16 protein-coding genes and 1 pseudogene are annotated in these 26,256 nt (G+C 56.5%); 11 read left to right on the forward strand and 6 right to left on the reverse strand.

The genetic code is table 11. The features are described from left to right. The first annotated feature begins 20 nt into the window (after window positions 1–20). A complete protein-coding gene (locus KGA96_RS07260) occupies window positions 21–3,524 on the forward strand; it encodes an alkaline phosphatase family protein (RefSeq protein WP_223512107.1) in 3,504 nt (1,167 codons plus the stop codon). A gap of 313 nt (window positions 3,525–3,837) precedes the next feature. Here KGA96_RS07260 and KGA96_RS07265 read toward each other — a convergent pair whose 3' ends face one another. After that, window positions 3,838–4,347: a Bro-N domain-containing protein gene (locus KGA96_RS07265; RefSeq protein WP_223512116.1), complete on the reverse strand. Its 510-nt coding sequence runs from the start codon at window positions 4,345–4,347 to the stop codon at window positions 3,838–3,840. Window positions 4,348–4,738: 391 nt separating this feature from the next. Continuing rightward, window positions 4,739–5,158, reverse strand: coding sequence for a very short patch repair endonuclease (locus KGA96_RS07270; protein WP_223512125.1), 420 nt, complete (start codon window positions 5,156–5,158; stop codon window positions 4,739–4,741). 512 nt (window positions 5,159–5,670) lie between these two features. On the opposite strand from KGA96_RS07270, the gene KGA96_RS07275 reads away from it, so the two are divergent. Genes KGA96_RS07275 through KGA96_RS07295 form a run of 5 tightly spaced genes read left to right on the forward strand, consistent with a single transcriptional unit; the run spans window position 5,671 to window position 15,457 of the window. Next, the gene (locus KGA96_RS07275; RefSeq protein ID WP_223512127.1) at window positions 5,671–8,289 is read left to right on the forward strand and encodes a sigma-70 family RNA polymerase sigma factor; all 2,619 of its coding nucleotides are present in this window, start codon (window positions 5,671–5,673) and stop codon (window positions 8,287–8,289) included. A gap of 38 nt (window positions 8,290–8,327) precedes the next feature. Further along, window positions 8,328–9,785: an ATP-binding protein gene (locus KGA96_RS07280; RefSeq protein WP_223512129.1), complete on the forward strand. Its 1,458-nt coding sequence runs from the start codon at window positions 8,328–8,330 to the stop codon at window positions 9,783–9,785. Next, a complete protein-coding gene (locus KGA96_RS07285; RefSeq protein WP_223512131.1) occupies window positions 9,782–12,691 on the forward strand; it encodes a Z1 domain-containing protein in 2,910 nt (969 codons plus the stop codon). Before KGA96_RS07280 ends, KGA96_RS07285 begins: the two co-directional genes overlap by 4 nt. Beyond that, window positions 12,675–13,688: a PD-(D/E)XK motif protein gene (locus KGA96_RS07290; protein WP_223512133.1), complete on the forward strand. Its 1,014-nt coding sequence runs from the start codon at window positions 12,675–12,677 to the stop codon at window positions 13,686–13,688. The genes KGA96_RS07285 and KGA96_RS07290 overlap by 17 nt, the downstream gene beginning before the upstream one ends. Continuing rightward, window positions 13,685–15,457, forward strand: coding sequence for an AIPR family protein (locus KGA96_RS07295; protein WP_223512142.1), 1,773 nt, complete (start codon window positions 13,685–13,687; stop codon window positions 15,455–15,457). Before KGA96_RS07290 ends, KGA96_RS07295 begins: the two co-directional genes overlap by 4 nt. A gap of 176 nt (window positions 15,458–15,633) precedes the next feature. Here KGA96_RS07295 and KGA96_RS07300 read toward each other — a convergent pair whose 3' ends face one another. The 4 genes and pseudogenes from KGA96_RS07300 to KGA96_RS07315 all read right to left on the reverse strand — a co-directional run bounded on the left by KGA96_RS07300 (window position 15,634) and on the right by KGA96_RS07315 (window position 20,058). Beyond that, on the reverse strand, window positions 15,634–17,220 hold the full coding sequence (locus KGA96_RS07300; RefSeq protein ID WP_223512144.1) for a DNA cytosine methyltransferase: 1,587 nt from the start codon (window positions 17,218–17,220) through the stop codon (window positions 15,634–15,636). Between the two features lie 411 nt (window positions 17,221–17,631). Continuing rightward, window positions 17,632–18,879: a ribonucleotide-diphosphate reductase subunit beta gene (locus KGA96_RS07305; RefSeq protein ID WP_046042310.1), complete on the reverse strand. Its 1,248-nt coding sequence runs from the start codon at window positions 18,877–18,879 to the stop codon at window positions 17,632–17,634. A gap of 530 nt (window positions 18,880–19,409) precedes the next feature. Further along, window positions 19,410–19,604 (reverse strand): annotated as a pseudogene (locus KGA96_RS07310) (hypothetical protein); the annotation flags it as partial. 190 nt (window positions 19,605–19,794) lie between these two features. Then, window positions 19,795–20,058, reverse strand: a complete 264-nt coding sequence (locus KGA96_RS07315; RefSeq protein WP_046042312.1) for a DUF2790 domain-containing protein — start codon at window positions 20,056–20,058, stop codon at window positions 19,795–19,797. A gap of 429 nt (window positions 20,059–20,487) precedes the next feature. Between KGA96_RS07315 and acs the strand changes: the two genes are divergently transcribed. From acs to KGA96_RS07340, 5 genes are all read left to right on the forward strand, one after another. Then, complete coding sequence (gene acs, locus KGA96_RS07320; RefSeq protein ID WP_046042313.1) at window positions 20,488–22,443, forward strand: acetate--CoA ligase; 1,956 nt, start codon at window positions 20,488–20,490, stop codon at window positions 22,441–22,443. Between the two features lie 701 nt (window positions 22,444–23,144). Continuing rightward, a complete protein-coding gene (locus KGA96_RS07325; protein WP_046042314.1) occupies window positions 23,145–23,921 on the forward strand; it encodes an ABC transporter substrate-binding protein in 777 nt (258 codons plus the stop codon). Between the two features lie 91 nt (window positions 23,922–24,012). Further along, window positions 24,013–24,702 carry an ABC transporter permease gene (locus KGA96_RS07330; protein ID WP_046042315.1) on the forward strand — a complete coding sequence of 230 codons (690 nt, stop codon included), beginning with the start codon at window positions 24,013–24,015 and terminating at the stop codon, window positions 24,700–24,702. After that, window positions 24,699–25,397, forward strand: coding sequence for an ABC transporter permease (locus KGA96_RS07335; RefSeq protein ID WP_223512146.1), 699 nt, complete (start codon window positions 24,699–24,701; stop codon window positions 25,395–25,397). The genes KGA96_RS07330 and KGA96_RS07335 overlap by 4 nt, the downstream gene beginning before the upstream one ends. A gap of 37 nt (window positions 25,398–25,434) precedes the next feature. Next, the gene (locus KGA96_RS07340; protein WP_046042317.1) at window positions 25,435–26,199 is read left to right on the forward strand and encodes an ABC transporter ATP-binding protein; all 765 of its coding nucleotides are present in this window, start codon (window positions 25,435–25,437) and stop codon (window positions 26,197–26,199) included. Window positions 26,200–26,256 lie beyond the last annotated feature (57 nt).

The raw sequence follows: 26,256 nt of genomic DNA on the forward strand, positions 1-26,256 counted from the left end.
TTCACATCAAGGAGCGAACCATGCCGAACAACTGGCCCGCAGGGATTGAGCACGTTGTCGTGCTGATGATGGAAAACCGTTCGTTCGACCATTTGCTGGGGGATTACACAAGCATCAATCCCGCGTGTGACGGTATCAACCGCAAGGCGCCCAGCACCAACCCGCTGAAGCTGGCCAATGGCAATTCGACGGTGATCACCCAGGCCTCGGAGTTCCCGGAGAACTACAGCCTGTGGGCGCCGCCGCCCCCTCTGCCTCCGGCACTGCCGCCGAGCAACAGCGAGGGTTTTGACCTTGGCCACGAGTTCGTCAACGTGGAGAAACAACTGGGCGTCTCTTTCAAGACCAGCCCGGCCAACCCCACGCTCAATGGTTTTGCCCAGGACGCCTACGACAAGGCCCGCACCGACCTGAAGGTGTACAAAACCTGGTCGCAATCCATGGCTCAACGGGCGATGAACTACATCCCGTTCGGCGCTACGCCAGCGAAGGATACGCTGCCGGCCATCCACGGATTGGCGCGCAATTTCACCGTGTGTGACCGCTGGTTTTCTTCGGTGCCAGGCCCGACCTGGCCGAACCGTTTTTTTGCCATGCTCGGCAGTTGCAATGGTCATCTGCTGATGCCCTCCACCGGCACGGTACTGGCAGGCATCAAAAGCCTGATCGCACAGTTCGGTGGCGAGAGTATTTTTTCGCTGCTGCGCAACAATGGCCACGACGCGCGCATTTATTCCGATGGCGCCGTGCCGCTGGCGGCGCTGGTCAAGGGTGGTTTGCAGCACCTGAGCATCGAGGATTTCAAGTCGGACGTCGCCGGCAACAAACTCCCCGAACTGTCCTGGATCGAGCCGAGCTATGGCCTGCTCAACGGAAAACTCGGGCCAAACGTGTCCCATCATCCACCTGAAGATTTGCGCTTTGGCGATCAATTTGTCGGTGAGGTGTTCAATGCCTTGTCGGCCAATACCGCTGTCTGGAGCAAAACCTTGTTCGTGCTGTTGTACGACGAACATGGCGGCTTCCATGACCACGTGGTGCCGCCAACTTGCGTGGCGACCGGTTCAACGGTCGATGTGCCCTGGAAGAACCCCTTCACCCGCCTCGGTGTGCGTGTACCGGCGATCCTGGCTTCGCCGTGGCTCAAGCCGGGTTTGATCCCCTGGACGGGCGATGTCCAGGCGCAGCACTACGATCACACCAGTTTGCTGGCCTTTCTTTGCGATCATTTCAAATTGCCCCGCAGTGCCCTCGGCCCACGGGTGGTCGCCGCGCAGCACTTCGGCAATGCAGCCATCTGGCGTGCCGCGCCGAGCGTTACGGCTGCGCCGACATTGGCAGCCACCGTGGTGCCGAGTCGCGCCGGGTTGCCATTGATCGAGTCCGAACTGGCGACCCAAAGTCGACAGGTGGTGGACAGCGCCACCGGTTACCTCGACGGACTCGATCCAGAGCAGATCTGGAAGAGCAGCGCCCAATGGGTCAGCGGTTTTCTCGGCAATCGCAGCCGCGCCTTGGCTGATCCGGGGCAGGCGGCACTCACGCCTGCCGCGCCCAGTGCGGACAGCCTGGAGGCGAAACTGCGGCGCCTGCAGGATCTGATGGTCACCGCCCAAGGGCAAACGGTTCCTCCGATTGCGGCGCCGGCCAGCAAAGCCTTGGTCGAGCCGGGAGCGGATGTCGCGCCAACACGGCTGCGCGTCCTGTGCCTGCCCGGCGTTGGGTTCAGCCGGGCAACGGGCGGGCAAGGCGGTATCGATGCGAACTGGCAGGAACAATGGCGCACCTTGATCCGTACTCAACTGGCACAGAGCGGGCGCCTCATCGATGACCAGGACATCGACTTTCTTTCCTTCGATGAGCAACTCAAGGAAGGACCGGACTTCGCCCAGATCACCCGAGGCCTGGCGATGCTGAGGGCCGACGCCAGGGGCAAGGCCGACGAGAACTTCGGCAGTTGGGGCCTGCCGGTCAACCAGATGTTGCGCACCACGGTGGGCGCCCTCGTGCAATGGATCGAAGACGCCGACTTGCGCACGGAGTTGACTCAACATCTGCTGGCAAAGATCGAGGCATTCAATCCACAGATCATCTTCGCCCAAGGCTTGGGCAGCCTGATCGGCTACGACGCCCTGCGCCGTTCGGTGGCGAAAAAAGGATCGGCACTCAAGCGCATCGATGGCCGAGTGTTCGTCAGCTTCGGCTCACCGATCGCACTGCCGCTGGTGATGCGCGAGGTGTGGGGCGGGCGGGTCCTGCGCCTGAGTGAAAACGGCCGAGGCATCCGCCGCTGGTTCCACCTCCATAACCCCAACGACGGCTTGCTGACCCGGCCGATCACCTCGCCGGATTCCGCGCGAGTCGACCTGCAAACCGAATTCACCTTGCCATTGCGCGATGACCTGCTCGACCTCAATCACGCCGCCCAGGCCTACTTGTCGTCACCCACCAGCCAGACCGGCCTGTGGCCGCAACTGGCCCGCGACGTGGTGGCGGCACGGGCACTGGAAGTGCCTGCGTTCCTGTCCCGCAGCGGCCAACGCAAACGCCGCGCCCTGGTGGTCGGCATCAACGATTACCTCGACCCGAGCGCACGCCTCGACGGCTGCATCAACGACACCTACCTGATCAGCCGCATGCTCCAGGAAAGCGGCTACGACGCCGGCGACATCCGTTTGCTGCACGACGCCCGAGCGACCCGGGCCAACTTCGTCGAGCGCCTCGAATGGCTGGTGGAAGGCGCCCGTGCCGGGGACGAGCGCGTGTTGTTCTACTCCGGCCACGGCACCCAGTTACCGGTCTACAGCAGCAGCGGCGAAGCCGATTGCATGGACGAAACCCTGGTACTCCACGACTTCGACTGGGACGACGACAGCACCCACTTCACCGACAAACTGTTCCGCCAGTTCTACAGCCACCTGCCATTCGACCCGGACGGCCACGGCGCCAAACTCACCGTCATGTTCGACTGCTGCTACGCCGGCGGCATGACCCGCGGCAACGGCCGCGTGCGCGGCATCACCCCACCCAGCGACATCCGCCACCGCATGCTGCGCTGGGACCCCTACGCCGGCGACTGGGACCGCCGCGTCTACGCCGTCGACACCGACCGCCGCGACTTCAGCGAACAAGACAACAAAACCCGCGGCCTCACCCGAACCCGCACCACCCAAGGCGCCGCCACGGGCCTGCGCCCCGAGAAAAAAGCCCAACTGCTGCGCCAAGGCAAACTCTACGGCCACCACGGCCCGTACATGCCCCTGATGCTCTACGCCGCGCGGGAGAACGAAAAAGCCAATGAGTATGAGGTGGGGTCGAATAGCTATGGCGCGTTCACTTATGCCCTTGTTGAGCAGCTACGCAAATTGCACCAGGAGGATGCGACGTTGGGGTTTGATCAATTGATCGAGCGGGTGGGGAGTGTGTTGAGCGCGAGGTCGTTGGGGCAAACACCGGAGATTGTTGGGCCGAGCGGGGTGAGGGCGGCAGTGTGTCCTTGGCGGATTAGTGGGTTGGGGAAATGATGTTCTAGCTTTATTGCAGGCAAAGAAAAGGGCCGCTGGAAAAATCCAGCGGCCCTTTTAGCATCGAAACTCTAAAGCCTGCCCCAGATCCCCTGTGGGAGCGAGCCTGCTCGCGATTCGCAAGACCAACGCAGCAACCAAGCCAGCCACCAACCTTGTGGCGAGGGGGCTTGCCCCCGTTGGGCTGCGAAGCGGCCCTAAATACTGCAACTTGGGAGCATCAGACAAACCGAATTGTAAGGATTGACGACTGCTCGCCTCAAAAACTGGCTGTCTGAAACTCGGACAACCAGTTTTTTGAGAGGGTGAACAATCAATACCCACGCATCACTCGTGAAGCCTTCCGCCACCACGATTCACGCCGATTGAATGGATCATCCGCCAGAACACACGGCATATCCCGCAACCGAATCCAGGGTTCATTCTGCCAGTGCAGCATACCGAGTGACATTTGAGGCCAGTCCAGCACACTCAGCGTTGGCCGCTCCACCATGCGCAATGGTCGCGCATCACGCAGCGCAGGCACCACCTGATGAGTCAGCCACTCTCGCAGCAATCGATTCTCAGGGCAGTAGTGATAAATCAACAACGCATACACACCTGACTCACTCACCATCAAGCGCTCTTTAGCAGCGCCATAGAGCTCAACCAGCATCATTTGCCTCTGGTCCGCATCGAGCTTGCGTGTCGCGCGTTCATCAAGGTATTTGCCCATCAGCCGTCCGAGATCATATGCACAGAACCAGGCCTGGTTCTCCAAAAGAAGGGCATGCAGGTGGACGTTGTGACGAGTGAAAAGGGTGGGTTTGAGTGATTCAGGCATGGTGGGCCTCCTGAAGCGGAAGCGCGTGGTCGGATCTGTGGGTACGGCGTTTCACCTTCATCGTGAAGGTCGGATGGTCAGGCATTTCCTTTACCTCTGGCTGCTTTCTTAGGGCATTCGTTAAGGGTGTCGGGAGCTAAGAAACCCACCAGAGACGGGCCGGACATATTCCCCTTTCGGGTCTTGTATTCGCCCACTCCCGACATAACGGGGATTTTCTCGCAGGCGTAGAGAAACCGCAGACGAAAAAAAGCCGCATGACTGTCGGGTGCGGAGAACCGCTCTGGTTTAAGGCGTTTCTTAGGCGCCGAATCGAAAGCCTAGAGGCTCAGTGCCGCAGGGTCAACCTTTCAAAATTGGACATGATTATTCAATCGAATATATCTGGAGCCTAAGCACTCAAACCGAATATCTTCCGGATTTCAGTGCGTAGGAACTCTCTGTTTTTGGTGTGGCATTCCCAGATGATCGCCACTCTCCATCCCCGCGTGTGTAGCGCCTGCAGTGCATCAGCATCTCGCTCCACGTTCTTCGCCAGTTTTGGCAGCCAAAAGTCCAGCCTGCTCTTGGGCGTGTACGCATATTTGCAGTCAGGGTGTCTGTGCCAAAAGCAGCCATGGACGAATATACATAGTCGGTGTTTGGGGAACACCAAGTCAGGTTTTCCCGGCAGATCCTTCCTATGTAGGCGATAGCGAAGCCCCATTTCATGACACACCGACCGCACGACCATTTCAGGCTGAGTGTTTTTGCCCTTGATCATGGACATGATCTTGGAACGGTGTTCTGGGGAGACTATGTCTGCACTCATTCAATGTATGCGTCCGGGCTTGTCCATTAACTCAACTTTTTGATCGAGACTCTCGACACGGCATCAACTGTGCCACCAAGGCACGCAAACAGATAAGCACAGTGCAACAGTACCGCACCGGACACTGCGACCACTCGCATCAGCGTACCGACACACGGTGTCTCTGGCTCAAGATTCTCTCGAACCATGGTCAGTTTTTACTCTGGACCTGCGTCGGCGCCGCTCTTCCTTTACGTGTTTATGACAAGTGGATATTGTGAATGGCGTTGCGCCACTGCAAGCTGCTTCAGTGACAGATCGACATAAGTGTTTTTTGAAAGGTCCCCCGCCACCTTCAATCACTTTCTCGTTGAGGTCATCTTATTGCCACCTTTAAGTGGGGGCTTGAGTTTGTAAGTGGAACATGGACAAGGAGTCGGCCCTGAAAATAGATAGATGTAGAAAACTCATTTCTCGAATCATAGTTGCGGAAGCCACTTATGAGGCGGGCGCATGGGCATGTGGACAGTGCCGTGGTTAAACTGAATCCATTGCTCCGCATGGCGACCATTGCCGGTGTCGAGGTCGCGGTCAAACTCCACATTGCGCGGGGTGACGACCTCGACGCTCGCGACGGGGGAGGTGCTACTCCGCTGATGCTTGCCTCCGCCCGAAAGAAAAAGGGCATTGTGCGGCTGCTTTTGGACGCCGGAGCAAAGCCTGAGTTGCTCGACCCCGAAGGTAGGAACGCTCTCGCATACGCGGAGATGGGTGAGTGTCCCCAATGTATCGCTCTGTTGAGAGATGCTCTTGGTTTTTCCGACCAAGTAAATGAAAACGACGTCAACGATGAAGACTCGCCTCAGTCTGACGTGAAAGCGGTGGAGTCCTTTCATCCCACCTTATTGAGTGAATCGTCATGTCACGATGTGGAGGATGAAACAGCTGAGGTGGCATCTCAGTTCGATGAAAAAGTAGTTGTGTCCGACGCCCACCCAGTTCTTGTGCCCGCTATCTGCGAGGAGCAGCCTTGCATCCGAGCTGTCGAGCATATCGTCGTGGCCGCCGAGGCGGAGGCGCACTCAAATCTGATCGACCTTGACGACGAGCCACTCGATTTTGGATTCGAAGGTCACTGGGTGGCGGAGTCCGAAGCGGTTGCCCCAGAGGGGGACATAACCGTAGCTGAAGAAATCAGCGCACTTCAAGGAGCGATAGGTCGACACAAGGCGATCGACACTGATGTGGAATGGGACGATGTCGATCTGTTTCTTCCAGAAAGGGCGCTTCCCTTAGCGAGTGATGATGGCGAGGGCATCCGTGGCTTGCTCTTCCAGGGACTACGCGAGGGTACAGTATCTGAGACAGCTCTTATCGATGTATGTCGAGACGCTGACATCACCCGCAATGAAGAAGCTGAACGTCTTCTGACTTTCGTTTTAGGCGATCTCGGCGTTGTGATCGATGAGTGGACGGGGTTGGCCGAGCAGTCGGATCTTCTCGAGCCGACAACTGATGAAGAGTTGAGGTTGTCAGAGGCCTTGGAGTTCGTAGAAGACCTGGCATCAGGTCGCAACGAGCCGCTGAGATTTTACGCAAAGGGGTTGCAAAAAGACCTACTCCTGGCAGCAGAGGAAATCGCTTTAGGTCGAGAGATGGAGGATGCAAGGGGCCAGGCACTGGATGCTCTCTCTTGCTGGCCCTCTGGCCTTAGTGCCGTTTTTGAGGCCGCCGACAGGGTAGCCAGCGGAGAGGCAGGTCATGAGGCATTCACCTCTCGACATGATCTTGTTGGCGAGGGCGGAGGTGACGAGAGCGCCAGTGAGGTGTCGTCCGGTGATGAGGCCGAGTACGAGGAAGACAAATTCGGACTCGATACGGACGCAGCAGCCTTTGTATCTGCAGTTTCAGCTGCGCGCTCTGCCGGCAATGACTCCGTGAAGGTCCGTGATGCGCTTGCGGCCGCCAATCTTTTCCGAGGTTTTCTGCTCGAGCTTTCGAGGAAGGCTGATTGCGATTCCGCAGGTGCAGACTTCTCCTCTGCAATTCGACGCCAAGAAGCTGCGCGGGAAAGGATGACTCTCTCAAACCTTCGCCTGGTGCTTTCTATAGCGAAGAAATATCGCTGGTCTGAGCTTCCTTTTGATGATCTTGTGCAGGAAGGCAACATCGGACTTATTAAGGCTGTCGAACGCTTCGACTGGCGCAGAGGTTTCAGATTTTCTACTTATGCGACGTGGTGGATTCGTCAGCAAATCTCGCGCGCAATCGCTGATAAGGAACGAGTAGTCCGTGTTCCAGTTCACATGCAGAGCTTGGCAAGGAACATTCTGCGTGAGCGGGATGAGTTCGAGACTGAGTTGGGGCGTCCTGAAAGCGAGCGCGAGACATCACATCGAACGGGAATAGCCCTAGATAAGCTCAAGCTTCTTTTGACCGTGTTCGAGAAAATCGGCAGCTTGGACGAACACTTTGCCGGGTCCTCGACATCCTTGCTCGATTTTCTCTTAGAGGTGGAGTCATCAGACCCGGCGATTGCCGCAGAAGTCGCTTCCCTGCGGGAGATTTTGCTCGACATGATTGGAGAACTTGACGAACGTTCTGCTGAGGTCATCACCCTTCGTTTTGGTTTGGGCCAAGAGGATGCCATGACGTTGGAGGAAATTGGGCTCCGATTCGATGTCACCCGTGAACGGATTCGACAAATCGAGTCGAAGGCACTCAAAAAACTATGCCATCCAATCAGAAAGGAAAAGTTGGCCTTGTACGTGGGCGACTACTTCGAGGTCAAACAGCCTCTATCTCCGGAGGTTCAGTCAGAGGAGACCAGGGGGCGAGGTACTAAGCATCTTGATGGGGGCGAGCCTCATCAATCGGTATCTGAGGAGTTAAAGATCGTTCATCAGGTCTTAAGTAAGCCTGCTTTTTCCGAGTCTCCGGTGGAGGCAAGTGCTGCTCGTCACGAGGGGCAGTTATCCGATCTTCTGGATGAGGCAAGGGCTCTTGGCCTTAGCGTTGAGGAGATGCATTCGGATGATTGCCGGATTCACGTAATGCTGCCAGCACAGCCGGATGTTCAGGTTCGTAAAGTTGCTCGCAAGATGGTTGATATCGGCTTCACACTTCTTTCTGGAACTACTTACGTCAAATGAGCGAACGCACTAGGTATGCCCCGCCGCGAGCCGGCGCGATGCTGGAAGCCCTACGAGGCCTCGGATATTCGACTGCCGCAGCTTTAGCTGATGTGATTGACAATGGTGTTTCTGCCGGAGCATCAGAAATTCATGTGACGTTCGCTTGGGATGGTGAGAGAAGTCGGATTTCCATCTTGGACAACGGGCGAGGCATGGATGACTCTGAGTTAGAGGCCGCAATGACTCTAGGGGCTAAGAATCCCCTCGATGACCGTGCGCCTAGTGATCTCGGTCGATTTGGGATGGGCTTAAAAACCGCTTCCTTCTCTCAATGTCGCTGTCTCACCGTTGCGTCTAGACGGAAGAATGGTCCAGTTTCCTGCCTGCGTTGGGATCTCGATGCCATTGCGGCATCGACGGATGTTGGCTGGAGGATGTTTGAAGGGGCGGCCCGAGGCTCTGAAGCTTTCGTTAAGCCAGCCGATACACTTCACTCCGGGACAATAGTCCTCTGGGAGCAGTTGGATCGAATTGTCACGCCTGGCTATACCCTCGACCACTTTGCCGACTTGGTAGACGATGTGGAGCTACGTCTGGCAATGGTTTTCCATCGCCTGTTAGAAGGGGCGAGCCCGACTTTCCGGCTGTTCCTCAACGACAAGTTGGTAAGTCCGTGGGATCCATTTATGACGGGGCACCCTGCGAAGCCTTGGCATTCTCCAGTCGCCCGAATCATCACGCCATCAGGCCTCGTGGAGGCCCAATGTCATGTTCTACCACACAAAGATCGGCTTTCCGAAGAGGAATTCCGTAGGGCGGGGGGAGCAGAAGGGTGGACCTCTCAACAAGGATTTTACGTATATCGGAACCATCGTTTGCTTCTGGCAGGTGGGTGGCTTGGGATTGGGCAGGGACGCGCATGGAACCGAGAGGAGCCTCACCGGCTTGCCAGGATCAGGTTGGACATCCCTAATACTGCCGACTCCGCTTGGAAGATCGACGTCAAGAAGTCCACCGCTCGACCTCCCGTAACCGTGCGTCCATGGCTTACGAAGTTGGCCGAGGATACGAGAGAAAGAGCCAGAAGAGTCTTTGCTTATCGTGGTACGCCAATACCCGGGCCGGGAGGGCTCAAGATTGAGCACCAGGCATGGCGTGTCGATAGGCTCAAGGATGGTGTTCGGTACCGCATCGACGAGAGGCATCCGGCGGTTGCTGCGGTAATTGAGGCGGTTGGCGGTAATGCTGACCTTGTTCGGGCCATGCTACGTGTCGTTGAAGAAACAGTGCCAGTCCAGCGGATATGGCTCGACACAGCCGAGAACAAAGAGACACCGCGCACAGGGTTTGAGGGGGAGCCCAACGCGGCCGTGATAGAAGTTGCAAGCGTACTATTTAATGACTTGATCGAGCGCAAAGGGCTAAGTGTCGAAGAGGCTCGCAAGGCGATGCTTAGGACCGAGCCATTTCAAAAGTACCCAACACTGGTTGCCAAATTAGGGGAGAGCAGATGACCTCAGCGGAAGAGACGGCAGCGCAAGTGGAACTGCTGGAAAATGTTATCGCTACTGCCCAGCGGCTGGTGAAGTCCGAGAAGGATAAGTCCAAAATTACCCCGACCTTCATTGCCGAGAAGGTCCGGCTTGCGACGTCGATGTTCGCTGGCGACTCATCGCATATTGTGGATCAGGGGAAGGTCGTCGTCACGCTGATCCAGCGTTTCAGCCACTGGATCGGCAAATCGACCACGCTAAAAGACAATGCGGGCCACTTTGACTGGCTCACTGCGGCGCGCAAACGCGATTGGCACTACTGGCGACGTTACGGGGACTTTTTGGAGTCCAAGCTTTCCGACACGGTAGTTGAGGGGCTTGATGAGGCCACCGACGACATCCTCGGCCTGCTAGAAGATCCGCAGCGGGGAGATGACTGGGATCGCCGAGGACTTGTTGTCGGACATGTGCAGTCCGGTAAGACTAGTAACTACTCTGGGCTCATTTGCAAGGCGGCCGACGCGGGCTACAAGATCATCATCGTGCTCGCGGGTATGCACAACAACCTGCGCTCGCAGACCCAGATGCGTCTAGAGGAAAGCTTCCTAGGCTACGAGACAACGATCGACCGCGATCCGGGCATGCCCATCGGCGTGGCCGAGTTCGGCGAGGACTTGAAGACCAACTCTGCGACCACGCGCGCGGAAAATGGCGATTTCAACAAAGCCATCGCCAAGCACTTCCACGGCATCTCGCCTGAAGAGCGACCCTGGCTCTTCGTGGTCAAGAAGCAGAAGACTGTATTAACCGCCCTGTTGGACTGGATACAGAAGCGCGTGGCCGACAGCACTGACGCGAGCGGCGGACGCAAGCTCGTTACAAAGCTGCCTTTACTGATGATCGACGACGAGGCGGATAACGCCTCCGTCGATACGGGTGAGCAGATGTTCAACGACGATGGTACGCCAGACGAGGAGCATCAGCCCAAGACTATCAACAGTCTCATCCGCCAATTGCTGCACGCTTTCGCGCGCAAGGCCTATGTCGGTTACACGGCTACACCCTTCGCAAACATCTTCATCCATCACAAGGGCGCGACGGCCAAAGAAGGTCCGGACCTCTTCCCAAGGTCTTTCATCATCAACCTAGCCGCCCCTTCCAACTATGTGGGTCCCGCCCGCATGTTTGGCAAGATGACTAAGGAGGGACGCAAGGGCGCGCTTCCCCTCTCGCGGAACATCGCAGATCACTACGATCCTGAGAACGACTCAGGATGGATGCCACCTAAGCACAAGAAGACGCACATCCCGACCCACAACGGACAAGAGATCATTCCGCCTTCACTGCACGAGGCAATATGCGCTTTCGTCCTAGCATGCGCGGTTCGAGAGCTACGCGGACAAGAGGGGGAACACAACTCCATGTTGGTTCACGTCACCCGCTACGTAGACGTGCAGAGCCATGTGCGCGAACAGATCGAGACGGCCGTGCGCCGCATTCGTCAGAAAATCACCCGTGGTATCGGTGCCGAGCAGCAGCTAGATCAGTTGCGCAAGCTCTGGGATGACGATTTCATTCCTATCCGCGACCAAGTCGCGGAACTCTCGCCGGCCGAGGATCGTCCGCCAACCATGCCGAGCTGGGACGAAATCCTTGCAGTTTTGCCAGACGTGCTGGATGACATTGAGGTCCGCTCGATCAACGGCACGGCCAAGGACGCGCTCGACTATGCGACACCTGGCGCGGTACTCAAGGTGATCGCAGTCGGTGGTGACAAGCTTGCCCGAGGCCTAACGCTGGAGGGGCTGTGTGTGAGTTACTTTGTGCGCACGACAAAGATGTATGACACGCTCATGCAAATGGGGCGCTGGTTCGGATATCGTCCAGGCTACCTCGACCTGTGTCGCCTCTACACGTCTCCCGATCTGGTGAAGTGGTTCGGTCACATTGCCGATGCTTCGGAGGAGTTGCGGGAAGAGTTCGACTTCATGGCCGAAGCCAAGCTGACGCCGGAGCAATATGGGCTCAAAGTGATGTCGCATGAGGTGCTCACTGTCACCTCTCCCTTGAAGATGCGCAACGCGCAGACGCTCTCGTTGACTTACAGTGGGACTCGGCCGCAGACCATCCTCTTCCATCGCGACGCCAAAATTCAGCAACAGAATCTCGATGCTACCGACGCTCTGATCGGGTCGCTCGGCACTCCGTGGGAAGACTCGCCGAAGTATGCTCGCAATGGCGATCCGGACTCTTGGCCAAATGCGCGTCTCTGGAAAGACGTGGGTGTGTCCAAGGTGCTAGCGTTTCTCGGCGCATACACGACCCATCCGAATGCCACCAGCGCCAAGGCCGCGGTGCTGTCAGAGTTCATCGTCAAGATGGTCGACACCGGGCAATTGACGAAGTGGAGTGTCGCGCTGCTCGGTGGTGGTAATGGCGCTGGAGATCCGCACGTCTTCCCCGGTGGCGATCCTTCGGAGAGCTATTCGATTCGCAAGACCGAGGATTCTGTCGATCCTGAGAAGGTTGATCCAAAAAATTTCGCCATTGGCGTGCTCACCGATCCAAAAGACGAAGGCATCGACCTCAGCGACGACGCTTGGCGCGAGGCATTGGCCCTTACTCGTGCGGCTTGGAAGCCTGAACCTTCGCGCGGTCGGACCTCGCTGCCGAACTTCCCAAGTGGCAAGGGCATCCGCGAAACCCGTGGAAAGCTTGGCGGGGACGCGGACTGCGGATTGCTTCTGCTCTACCCACTCACGCCTTACTTCTACAAGGAAAAGACGCCTGAGCGGCTCATCGTTCCTGATTGGAGCAAACCCATTATGGCCTTCGCCATCGCATTCCCCAGCAGCGACAACCCAATCAGCGTGGAATACGAAGTTAACCTCCTCTACTGGATGCAAGAATATGGCCCGTCCGAATGAAGAGTTCTTGCTAGCTTGGTCGTCACTGTCCGGAAATGACACCATACCAGGTTGGCAGGCTATCTCCCTTTCTCCCGCTGGCCCCGTCGAGGTGCAGGCAGGGCGGCGCTCGCCAGCCAACGTCGAGGCGATATTGTTCTTCTTCCCGACTGCTAAGTTGGCTCGCGCAGAAAAATTGCCCGAGGGGCAGGGCTTCTTGATCGAGAGGGCCGATCCGGAAAATTATGGAGGGCTTAGGTTAGCGCTTACTCGTAAAGAAGCAGGAAGTACTGAGCTTTTCGCTGCGATGGTTTGCGATGTAGTCGGCGCTTTAGACGACAGCGCCGCTACTGGCGTTGACGAAACCAAGTTGTTGCGGGTTTTAATTGGGCGAGTAGTTGCTTGGAAACAGTTCATGTCGCGTGGTGCGAACCCTCTCAGTCCCGAGGCAGAGCTCGGCCTGGCGGGCGAACTCAACTTCATGATTGCACTTTTGGAATCAGGAATACCGGCTGAGGAGGTGCTCCGGGGCTGGATTGGGCCCGATGACGCTCCGCAAGATTTTCTGTTGGGCGACGGTGCGGTTGAAGTCAAGGCTACGATGTCCTCGTCTGGTTTCCCTGTGAAAATAGCCTCCCTTGAGCAGTTGGACGACTCCGTAGCATCGCCTCTCTTTCTCGCGGCCGTGCGTTTTTCGCGCGGGGATAGTGGGCTCACTCTTCCCGAGATGGTCGCGGAAACTGAGGTACGACTAAGTGGAGAACCAGGAATGGTCAACTTCCTTAGAGAGAGGCTCATGGTCTCAGGTTACTTCGACGGCCACTGGAGTCATTACACCCGAAAATTCGAATCGAAGGAGAGGCGGATTTTCTCTGTATCTGAAGGCTTCCCGAGGTTAACGCCGGGAACGGTTCCCGCCGGAGTCATACGGGCCCTCTACGAAATCAATTTGGACCACGCCGGAGACTTCCTCTCGGACCTCGACGCGGCTCTTAAACTACTAGGAGTAACTGGATGACGCTTGATGACTTTTTCGCAGAAACCAGGGGTGAAATAGCGAACCAGATGTCTGACGGCGCCACATTTGGTGAGCTCGTATTCTCCGAAGTGGTGATGCAGCACCTCGTTGATGCGGGTATGACTTTCGACCCAGTTGTTTGCCACTTTCAGGGGAAGGTCGGAAATGCGAATTTGCGCTTGAGCGGTTATGCCATGTCTGAAGACGCTGATCAACTTGACCTATTCGTAAGTCTGTACGAAGGCTTCGAAAGCCTGAGCCCGATCCCCGATCAAGACGTCAAGACAGCGGCGGCCCAATGTGTTCGCTTCTTGGAGCTCTGTGCAGCTGGCCGCATTGCCGAAAAGCTTGATCCGTCAAGTGACGTCCATTCCCTGGCGCTGACGATTCGAGAAATTTACGACGGGCTTGAACAGGTACGTGTTTATGTACTTACGGACGGTATAGCCAAGTCGAAGAGCTTCAAAGCCCGAGACGTTGGTGGAAAGCACGTGAAGCTTGAAGTCATGGATATTGAGCGACTTTTTCGCCATCGTTCTGAAGGTAAGCCACGTGATGAGCTTGTCGTTGACTTCAATGAGGTGTCAGGTTCTCCACTGCCGTGCGTTTTCGTTCCAGGCGAAACAGGGGACTATGACTATGCACTTACCGCAATCCCGGGTGAGGCGCTTCGGTTCGTTTATGAAAAATTTGGACCTCGCCTGCTTGAGGCCAATGTGCGCTCATTCTTAAGCGTGAAGGCCAAGGGCGTGAATGCGGGACTCCAGAATACTTTGCGGAGTGCCCCGGAAAGATTCATGGCCTATAACAACGGAATAGTATTAGTCGCTGATGAGATGCGACTGGATCGTACCGCAGATGGATCGCCAGGCATCGCTTGGTTGCGTGGCATGCAAATCGTTAATGGTGGCCAAACTACAGCTTCAATTTTCTTCGCCAAGAAAAAATATGCAGAAACGGATTTGAGAAAAGTTCGCGTTCCGGCCAAAATTATTGTTATGAAAGAGCAAGATCCTGTAAAAGAGGAGGCTCTTGTCTCCGATATTTCGCGCTATGCCAACAGTCAAAATGCTGTTCGGCAATCAGATCTATCAGCCAACAAACCATTCCATGTTGATATTGAGCGGTTATCGCTTTCGGTTTATTGCCCTGATGGCATGGGTCGATGGTTCTACGAGAGGGCTGCGGGCAGTTACAACACTCTACTTTCACGTGAAGGTGTAACTCCAGCTAAGCTTCGCGCCCTGAGGGAGTCTGTGCCAACCTCGAGGAAAATAACAAAAACTGAGTTGGCAAAGTACTCCGCTGCGTGGGATGGCCAAGCTGATGTTGTCAGTCTTGGCGCACAGAAGTGCTTTGACCGGTTCATGTCTGGTATGACTGACGTTGAAGCTAAAGGTACAGTTTTTGCTCCGGATGTTTCTTATTTTAAGGCTATTGTCTCGAAAGCTCTGTTATTCAAGGCAGTCCACAAGACTGCGCGACCATTAGTGCCTGCCTTTCTCGCGAACGTTGCGGCTTACACTGTTGCATTAATTTCTCAAATTTATGGCAAGTCCTTTAACCACGAGCGTGTCTGGAGTAGACAGGGTATTTCTCCTCAGCTTGTTAAGCAGATCGAAATTTGGGCTCGGGAGGTCAATGATCGTCTTCATGAGACAGCAAATGGGAGGATGATCTCTGAATGGGCAAAGCGTCCAGAGTGTCTAGAGGCAATGTTCTCTCGACCGTTCTCTCCTCCCTTGGCAGATATTCCTGAGGCGCTCTGACATCCCATGACCCAGACAGAAAGCTCAAAACTATGGCGCAGGCTTAGTAAGTCGCGAGTTTTCATTGGCTGAGGTTGGCTGAAAATTCGCCGGATAGTTTCGGGGCGGGAGGGCTGTCTGCCCCCCCTTAAACTATCCGGCGCAGATTGCGTTGCTCGATAGTCTGTCTTGTTCGATCAAATGCCAAGTGACGCTTGGCGGTTTTTCCCTGAACGATAGGAATCGATGATTTCAGCGACAACAGCTGCGATCTTTCTAGCAAGAAGCGGCGGGACTGCGTTTCCGATTTGTGTGTACTGCTGTGTTCTATTTCCCTCGAAGAAGTAATTGTCAGGAAAAGTCTGCAGTCGCGCGGCTTCGCGAACAGTCAAACTGCGGCACTGGCTTGGGTCCGGATGAATGTAGTAATGACCATCTTTAGCTATGTGGGCGACAACTGTGGTAGACGGACCATCTTCCATTTGGACTCTGAAACGGTCACTAAAGGGAACGGAATCGGAAGACACGTTTTCATGAGCTGGCAAGAGTTGGGCAGGGAATTGGTGTATTTTTGGTGAGGTGCCGTTCAACCGTGCGTAGCTTGCTGCAAAAATATACCTATGCAAGTCAGAGCGCATATGGCTCCGAGCCTCATGCTGTAGCACCCCATTCAGTCTGGGGTCGAGAAACCACTCACGTTGCTTGGCACTCATTTCTGGAACTACTTTCCAGGGTATGAATCCACTACCATTAGATTTCAGCCGCTGCGCTTTAACCGCCGCATCCTTCATGGTATCTATTAAATCCCCCCAGCCAGCCACATAAGGCCGTAAAAGCATAGAGCTGGCCTCATCCAAGGCAGAGAGCCAGGCTTCGAGGGAATCTCCTCCCCTTGAAATTTTGCTCCGTATTGGAGGGAGTCCTGATAAAGCCTGCCCAACTGTGAAAACCGTTTTGCTGGGTTCCATTACAAGCTTTTGCGGACGCTCCAATAGAGCAGGGCAGCTCGAGGCAACGTCAGAGCGAACCCCAAGCAGGATAACCCTGTGTCGAGCCTGAGGAAGACCGTGACGTTCCGCTTGAATGACAAAGTCATGTGGATCTGGTTTCTCCACATCTTTAGGGACGACTAAGGAACGGATGTTGTACGAAAGATCGTCACCAGGAGTCGAGAGGTCCTCGAGAATTTGCTGGAAAATGTTCGAGCCGCTGTGCTTCGAGGACAGTATGCCTTTCACGTTCTCCATGACGAAGATCGTCGGTTTGAACTCGCGAATAATCCGCAGATACTCTTTGTAGAGAAAGTGCTTCTCGTCGCTTTCAAACTCCTCTTGGCTCTCGCGTGTTCGACGGGCACGTCCTGCTACTGAGTATGCTTGGCACGGCGGGCCGCCAATGAGTACCCATTCATCTGCGCCTGTCAGGGCTTCCCTGATCCAATTGTCGACTTCATCGGGCGAAATTTTACCAAGCTCTGCGAGCTTAGCTTCTTGTGCAGCCTCCACTGCTTCTGCCGGTACGTCCGGATGCTTGAAAAGCTCTTCACGAGTGATTTCGCCCCGGACGTATTGGTAGTAAGCCTCCGGTGCTTCGCCTTTTGGAAAAGCGCGAAACAATGCGCGGAGGGATAAAGTCGCGTGAGCGACAGGATCTTTCTCGATCGAGACACGTAGCTGAAACTTACGCACTCCCTTCTCAGGGCCACCGATTGAAGAGAATCCCTCCCCTAGTCCGCCCGGGCCGGCAAAGAGGTCGATGACCGGGATAGAATCCTTATATTTCATTGATTTAGTCGATGCGCCTAATACGAAAATAAAAAAAGCGCACTGTAGCGCTCAGGTGAGTTGCGGCCCAGAAGTGACACGCTCCATATGCGATAAATGGTAACGGTTCACTAGGTACCGGGCAAGAAATGAACTTTAAGTAGAGGTGGTGAATTCCACCGAATGTAGGTACGCGGCAAGGCTTCCGGCCCAGTTCATTTTGTAGCAAAGGCCTCAACGGTCGGGCTGTCAAAACGGTTAGGTGTTTTGGGTGGCCATTGAGGTGGAAATCGCTGTAAGTGTTGTAGGTATTTTCTAAGCGTGAGGGGGGGGGGGATATCCATGGCCGAACAAAAAAAGCCCCGATCAGATCGGGGCTTTTTGGTTTTCGATTTGTCGATTCAAGTCGTCAAATCGCGGCTAGCTTGGGAATCAATCCCAGCTCAAAGCCCCACCAGTCTGATACTCAATAACCCGAGTCTCAAAGAAATTCTTCTCTTTCTTCAAGTCCATGATCTCGCTCATCCACGGGAACGGGTTAGTCGTCCCTGGATATTCTTCCTTCAAACCGATCTGCGACAGGCGACGGTTAGCGATGAACTTGAGGTAGTCCTCCATCATCGCCGCGTTCATGCCCAGCACGCCGCGAGGCATGGTGTCACGAGCGTATTCGATCTCCAGCTGAGTACCCTGCAGGATCATCTGCGAAGCTTCTTCCTTCATTTCGGCGTCCCACAGGTGTGGGTTTTCGATTTTGATCTGGTTGATCACGTCGATGCCGAAGTTCAGGTGCATGGATTCGTCGCGCAGGATGTATTGGAACTGCTCGGCGACGCCGGTCATTTTGTTGCGGCGGCCCATGGAGAGGATCTGGGTGAAGCCGCAGTAGAAGAAGATGCCTTCCAGAACGCAGTAGTAGGCGATCAGGTTGCGCAGCAGTTCTTTGTCGGTTTCGACGGTGCCGGTTTCGAACTTCGGATCGGAGATCGAGCGGGTGTATTTCAGGCCCCAGGTGGCTTTTTTCGCGACCGATGGGATCTCGTGGTACATGTTGAAGATTTCGCCTTCATCCATGGCCAGCGATTCGATGCAGTACTGGTAGGCGTGGGTGTGGATCGCCTCTTCGAAGGCCTGGCGCAGGATGTACTGGCGGCATTCCGGGTTGGTGATCAGGCGGTACACGGCCAGGACCAGGTTGTTGGCAACCAGGGAGTCGGCGGTGGAGAAGAAGCCGAGGTTGCGCATCACGATGCGGCGCTCGTCGTCGGTCAGGCCTTCCGGGTTTTTCCAGAGGGCGATGTCGGCGGTCATGTTGACTTCTTGCGGCATCCAGTGGTTTGCGCAGCCGTCCAGGTACTTCTGCCAGGCCCAGTCGTACTTGAAAGGTACGAGTTGGTTGAGGTCGGCGCGGCAGTTGATCATGCGCTTTTCGTCAACGGCGACACGGGCGGAGGCGCCTTCGAGTTCGGCGAGGCCTTCGGCGACGTCGAGGGAGTCCAGGGCGGCTTTGGCGCGGGCAACGGCGGCGGAGTCAGCGGCGGTTACGGCACGGGCTTCCAGGGCGGCGGCACCGCCGGCGCTGTCGAGACGGTCCATGTTGGCTTCGGTGGCGTGGCCAGCGTTAGTGCCCTTGACTGCTACTTCCGTGTCTTCTTTGTCGAATTCGTCCCAGCTCAGCATGACGTGTCGTCTCCTGCGTGAGGGCCAGTGTGCCCGTGTGAAATTGGATAGGTCGGTTTTTCACACGGCCTTACTGGCCGCGTTGGATCTAAAGGAATCGTTTTTTGCGGCAGCTATACGCAGGCATCAAACAGAATTTTGTACGGGGTTCCGAGAGCCACTGATGGGCGCAGCAAGCGTTGATCGCTTGTGCGGGGCTTCAGACTGGCTTTTCGTCCCTGTAAGGGAATATTGCAGGCCCGTTTAAGGCCGCATTATAGGGAAGTTTTGCGTGCTGTGGTGCGGCGAAATGGCTCACGGATCGGTCGACGGGGGCCGTTTTTCGGTCGGAGTGAGGGTTTACAGGGCTTTGGAGGGCATTGGTGGGGGAAGATTTTTTTTCCTGATTTTTTGCCCCGGTTTATTTTTGTTCAAGAAATAACCAAAAAAGGCTTTTTTCACTACATCTTGTGTTTCGGTGGGGTTTTCTCAGGCTCCAGACACAACTAAGCCCGACCGAAGTCGGGCTGTGAAGTCACGCTGGCGGATCAGCTTAGGTGAGCGGCACCGACGTGATCAGCGCCATCGGCAGCGAGGCGGGCGGCGCCAGTGTGGTCAGCACCATCGGAAGCGACAGCTGCTTCGCTGGTGTAAGCAGCCGAGCCGGTGCGGTCGTAACCATCGGCGGCGAAGGTGTTGGCTGCCAGGACGGAGAGGGTCAGGGCGAGGATCAGTTGGGTTTTCATGGTCGTTGCTCCAGTTGCGTAAGTGTTGTTTGTCTTGGGTTGCAGTTGATACTGCTCCGACTATTTCGATTAAAAAGTGCAAATAAATGCTTAAAGCAATCGATCTGGTCGATCATTAAGGTTCGGCGCTTCATCTGCCTGATCGCGGCGGGTGGGTCGAACCTTATTGGGGGAGGGGTGAAGCAGGAGGTCAGCCGTTAGAGCAACCGTTGCCCATCGCGCTGTAACGCAGGATATGCCGTTGGCCGTGGGAATCTTCGTATTCCATTTTCATTGGCACGACTTCACACACGTTCGGGGCTTCGCTCATGGAGATCACTTTGGCGATGTCCAGATTCATCGAGTAAGTGTATTCCTCGATGGGCGGTTGTTGCTCGGCGACATCAGTCGGGACCTCGCCGGCCATGGCGGTCAGGCACACGCTGCTGAGGGCCAGAACCAATAAAGCTTTCATTTAATATTTACCTTTTAGAGGTCGAAAGGGGGCACGCAATCCTTTTGAGATTGCGTGTGGAACTTCAGTACCAGGGTGTTTTGATTAACTGCCTTCGTGGGGGCTGCAACTTGGTTAATCAGGTTGCCTTGTTGGCGTGGCTGATTTTAGGTGTGCGCGCCTCGTCCATATAGCCGTGGATTTGATAAACACTTTTGACAGATCCTGTAACAATCCCCGATCTGTGCGGGTGTCAGCCTTGAAGTGGGTGTCCTTTAGTGCCCCATCGCGAGCAAGCTCGCTCCCACAGGTACCGCGGCGGTAGTGGGTTTGAAGGTTTTTCACGACATTTTGTAGGGGCTTGTTACTACCATCGTCGAATGGTTCTATAGGCCCGGCCCCGCTAAAACGTGGTCATACAAAAACAACTATTCCACCGAGGTAAGAAAGATGAGTGCGGCTTCCCTGTATCCCGTTCGTCCCGAGGTTCTGGCTAACACGCTGACCGACGAGGCGACCTACAAGGCCATGTACCAGCAGTCGGTCGTCAACCCGGACGGCTTCTGGCGCGAGCAAGCCAAGCGCCTCGACTGGATCAAGCCTTTCACCACGGTGAAGCAGACTTCCTTCGACGATCACCATGTCGACATCAAATGGTTCGCCGACGGCACCCTGAACGTTTCCTACAACTGCCTCGACCGCCATCTGGCCGAGCGCGGTGATCAGGTTGCGATCATCTGGGAGGGCGATGACCCTGCCGAAAGCCGCAACATCACCTACCGCGAGCTGCACGAGCAAGTCTGCAAGTTCGCCAACGCCCTGCGTGGTCAGGACGTGCACCGCGGCGACGTGGTGACTATCTATATGCCGATGATCCCCGAAGCCGTGGTCGCCATGCTGGCCTGTACCCGGATCGGCGCGATTCACTCGGTGGTGTTCGGCGGTTTCTCGCCGGAAGCCCTGGCCGGTCGCATCATCGACTGCAAATCCAAAGTGGTGATCACCGCTGACGAAGGTATTCGTGCCGGCAAGAGGATCCCGCTCAAGGCCAACGTCGACGACGCCCTGACCAATCCGGAAACCAGCAGCATTCAGAAAGTCATCGTGTGCAAGCGCACCGGTGGCGATATCAAGTGGAACCAGCATCGCGACATCTGGTTCGAGGACCTGATGAAAGTGGCGGGCACCGTTTGCGCGCCGAAAGAGATGGGCGCCGAAGAAGCGCTGTTCATCCTTTATACCTCCGGCTCCACCGGCAAGCCGAAGGGCGTGCAGCACACCACCGGCGGTTACCTGCTGTACGCAGCCATGACCCATGAGCGCGTGTTCGACTACCGCCCGGGTGAAATCTATTGGTGCACCGCCGACGTCGGCTGGGTCACCGGCCACAGCTATATCGTCTACGGTCCGCTGGCTAACGGCGCGACCACGCTGCTGTTCGAAGGCGTGCCGAACTACCCGGACATCACCCGGGTGGCGAAGATCGTCGACAAGCACAAGGTCAACATCCTCTACACTGCACCGACCGCGATCCGCGCCATGATGGCCTCGGGCACCGCCGCCGTTGAAGGTGCTGATGGCAGCAGCCTGCGCCTGTTGGGTTCGGTGGGCGAGCCGATCAACCCGGAAGCCTGGGACTGGTACTACAAGAATGTCGGCAAGTCCCGTTGCCCGATCGTCGACACCTGGTGGCAGACCGAAACCGGCGGCAACATGATGAGCCCGCTACCGGGTGCTCATGCGCTCAAGCCAGGTTCTGCGGCGCGTCCGTTCTTCGGCGTGGTGCCGGCACTGGTGGATAACCTGGGCAACATCGTCGAAGGCGAGGCCGAGGGCAACCTGGTGATTCTCGATTCGTGGCCAGGCCAGGCGCGCACGCTGTTTGGCGACCATGACCGCTTCGTCGACACCTACTTCAAGACCTTCCGTGGCATGTACTTCACCGGTGACGGCGCCCGTCGCGATGCCGATGGTTACTACTGGATCACCGGTCGCGTGGACGACGTGCTCAACGTGTCCGGCCACCGCATGGGCACCGCCGAGATCGAAAGCGCGATGGTCGCTCACCCGAAAGTCGCCGAAGCGGCTGTGGTCGGTGTGCCGCACGACATCAAGGGGCAGGGCATCTATGTCTATGTCACCCTTAAAAACGGCGAAGAGCCGAACGAGCAGTTGCGCCTGGAACTGAAAAACTGGGTGCGCAAGGAAATCGGCCCGATTGCTTCGCCGGATGTGATCCAGTGGGCGCCGGGGTTGCCGAAGACTCGCTCGGGCAAGATCATGCGCCGGATTCTGCGCAAGATTGCCACGGCTGAATATGATGGGTTGGGTGATATCTCCACCCTGGCTGATCCGAGTGTGGTGCAGCATTTGATTGATACCCACAAGACGATGAATGTCGCGTAAGCGGCGGTTCTGAATCACTGAAAAGCCCCGTCAGGTGTTGAGCCTGGCGGGGCTTTTTTGTGCCTGGGTTTTTGTGTTGGCTGGGCGGGCCTCTTCGCGGGCAAGCCCGCTCCCACAGGTTTTGTGGTGTGCTTCAGATCGCCTATACACCGCAAATCCCTGTAGGAGCGGGCTTGCCCGCGAAGGCGATCTGTCTGACACCCAATAAACAACAGCCAATAAATATCGGCTTCAGCCGTAGGACGATTCCTACTGTTACCCGTATTCTTTCAGGTTACTGAATGTGTAACCGCATCACGCCAATACGGGGCATTGGGAAACGCCTGGGCTCAAATCCGTGCCCGAAATGCGCCTCAAAAAAGTAAGCCACTACACTGCGCTTGCCGGATTAGAAGGGTTTGCCAATAATAGGCCCGCAATTTGCAACATAGATCGGTTCAATGTCTTTTGCTCCTGCATGATTTTGCAGGGCTGTCAACGCGCTAAAACGGCTTTCTCGGTGCTTCTGTAATTAGTTGTCGCATTGAAGAAATATCGGCCTCGGGCCTGTCGTTAGAATGCCGATCACTCGCTCGTCGTTGTCTGTGTCGAAATTTCGCACACGCAATGTAGGACGCAGCACTGCTTTCCGGTTCCACTCACTCGCATATTGGGCTGTTGCTCACTCTGCCGTTTTTGCCCTTTACCGATGGAGTCCCAAGATGAAGAAACTCGTGCTGCTTGGCGCCCTGGCACTGTCCGTGCTGTCCATGCCAACCTTCGCCGATGAAAAACCTCTGAAAATCGGTATCGAGGCGGCTTACCCTCCGTTCGCTTCCAAAGCGCCGGACGGCAGCATCGTTGGTTTCGACTACGACATCGGCAATGCACTGTGTGAAGAAATGAAGGTCAAGTGCGTTTGGGTCGAGCAAGAGTTCGACGGCCTGATCCCGGCACTGAAAGTGCGCAAGATCGACGCGATCCTGTCGTCCATGTCGATCACTGAAGATCGCAAGAAGTCCGTGGACTTCACCAACAAGTACTACAACACCCCGGCTCGCCTGGTCATGAAGGAAGGCACTCAGGTCAGCGAAGGCCTGACCGAGCTCAAGGGCAAGAACATCGGCGTGCAGCGTGGTTCGATCCACGAGCGTTTCGCCCGCGAAGTCCTGGCCCCGCTGGGTGCCGAGATCAAGCCTTACGGTTCGCAGAACGAAATTTACCTCGACGTGGCTGCCGGCCGCCTCGACGGCACCGTGGCAGACGCTACGCTTTTGGATGACGGTTTCCTGAAAACCGACGCCGGTAAAGGTTTCGCCTTCGTCGGCCCTGCGTTCACCGACGTCAAATACTTCGGTGACGGCGTAGGTATCGCGGTTCGCAAGGGCGACAAGGAAGATCTGGACAAGCTCAACAACGCTATCGCGGCCATTCGTGCGAACGGCAAGTACAAGCAAATCCAGGACAAGTACTTCGCCTTCGATATCTACGGCAAGTAACACGTCTCTGCGACAAGTCCGAAATGGCGCAAGCAACAGGATCTCTGAGGTTTGCGCCATTTTTTCATCCCAACTTTCGAGGACCTGAATCATGTTGAAAGGCTACGGGGCTGTCATCCTCGATGGCGCTTGGCTGACGCTTCAGCTCGCCTTGTCGTCCATGGCCATGGCCATCGTTCTGGGCCTGATCGGCGTGGCACTGCGTCTGTCGCCGGTGCGCTGGCTGGCCTGGCTGGGCGACCTGTATTCCACGGTAATCCGCGGTATTCCCGACCTGGTGCTGATCCTGCTGATTTTCTACGGCGGCCAAGACCTGCTCAACCGCGTCGCGCCGCTGCTCGGCTTTGACGAGTACATCGACCTGAACCCGTTGGCGGCCGGTATCGGCACCTTGGGCTTCATCTTCGGTGCGTACCTGTCGGAAACCTTCCGTGGCGCCTTCATGGCGATCCCCAAGGGGCAGGCCGAAGCCGGCATGGCTTACGGCATGAGCAGTGTCCAGGTGTTCTTCCGGGTGTTGGTGCCGCAGATGATTCGTCTGGCGATTCCGGGTTTCACCAACAACTGGCTGGTATTGACCAAGGCTACCGCGCTGATTTCGGTAGTGGGTCTGCAAGACATGATGTTCAAGGCCAAGCAGGCGGCCGATGCCACCCGCGAGCCTTTCACCTTCTTCCTCGCAGTGGCGGCGATGTACCTGGTGATCACCAGTGTGTCGTTGCTGGCATTGCGTCACCTTGAGAAGCGCTACTCGGTAGGCGTAAGGGCGGCTGATCTATGATCTTCGACTACAACGTCATTTGGGAGGCCTTGCCGCTGTACTTCGGCGGCCTGGTGACCACCCTCAAACTGCTCGCGCTGTCGCTGTTCTTCGGCTTGCTGTGCGCATTGCCGCTGGGCTTGATGCGCGTCTCGAAGAACGCGGTCGTCAACATGTCGGCCTGGCTCTTCACCTACGTGATCCGCGGCACGCCGATGCTGGTGCAGCTGTTCTTGATCTACTACGGTCTGGCGCAGTTCGAAGCGGTGCGTGAAAGCTTCCTCTGGCCGTGGCTGTCCAGCGCAACGTTCTGTGCGTGCCTGGCGTTCGCGATCAACACCAGCGCCTACACCGCCGAAATCATCGCCGGCAGCCTGCGCGCCACGCCGAACGGCGAGATCGAAGCGGCCAGGGCCATGGGCATGTCGCGGGTCAAGATGTACAAGCGCATCCTGCTGCCGTCGGCCCTGCGCCGCGCGCTGCCGCAGTACAGCAACGAAGTGATCATGATGCTGCAGACCACCAGTCTGGCGTCCATCGTGACCCTGATCGACATCACCGGTGCCGCGCGCACGGTCAACGCCCAGTTCTACCTGCCGTTCGAGGCGTACATCACCGCCGGCGTGTTCTACCTGTGCCTGACCTTTATCCTGGTGAAGCTGTTCAAGATGGCCGAGCGCCGCTGGTTGGGCTACCTGGCCCCGCGCAAGCACTGAATACCACTGACTGACTGTTTTTGTGAGAACCGACAGCATGTACAAACTTGAAGTCCAAGACCTGCATAAACGCTATGGCAGTCACGAAGTGCTCAAGGGCGTGTCCCTGAAAGCGGCAGCCGGCGATGTGATCAGCATCATCGGTTCCAGTGGCTCCGGCAAAAGTACTTTCCTGCGCTGCATCAACCTGCTGGAGCAGCCGCACGCGGGCAAGATCCTGCTCAACAACGAAGAACTGAAGCTGGTGGCCAACAAGGACGGCGCGCTGAAGGCGGCCGACCCGAAGCAGCTGCAACGCATGCGTTCGCGCCTGTCGATGGTGTTCCAGCATTTCAACCTGTGGTCGCACATGACCGCGCTGGAAAACATCATGGAAGCGCCGGTGCATGTGCTGGGCATGTCCAAGGCTGAAGCACGCGAGAAAGCCGAACACTACCTGAACAAGGTGGGCGTGGCTCATCGCAAGGATGCTTACCCTGGCCACATGTCCGGCGGCGAGCAGCAGCGCGTGGCGATTGCTCGTGCGCTGGCGATGGAACCTGAGGTGATGCTGTTCGACGAACCAACCTCGGCCCTTGACCCGGAGCTGGTCGGCGACGTGTTGAAAGTCATGCAGGCCCTGGCCCAGGAAGGCCGGACCATGGTCGTGGTGACCCACGAAATGGGCTTCGCCCGTGAAGTGTCGAACCAACTGGTGTTCCTGCACAAAGGAGTGGTCGAAGAAAGCGGCAACCCGCGCGAAGTGCTGGTGAACCCGCAATCCGAGCGTTTGCAGCAATTCCTCTCGGGTAGCCTGAAGTAATCGCTCCCGTTACGCACCAAATTAGGCCATGCTGCGCAGCGCGCGCCAGATGGTCTA

This window comes from Pseudomonas sp. GL-R-26, from assembly GCF_019947365.1.
In the GTDB taxonomy this organism is placed as follows: Bacteria; Pseudomonadota; Gammaproteobacteria; order Pseudomonadales; family Pseudomonadaceae; genus Aquipseudomonas.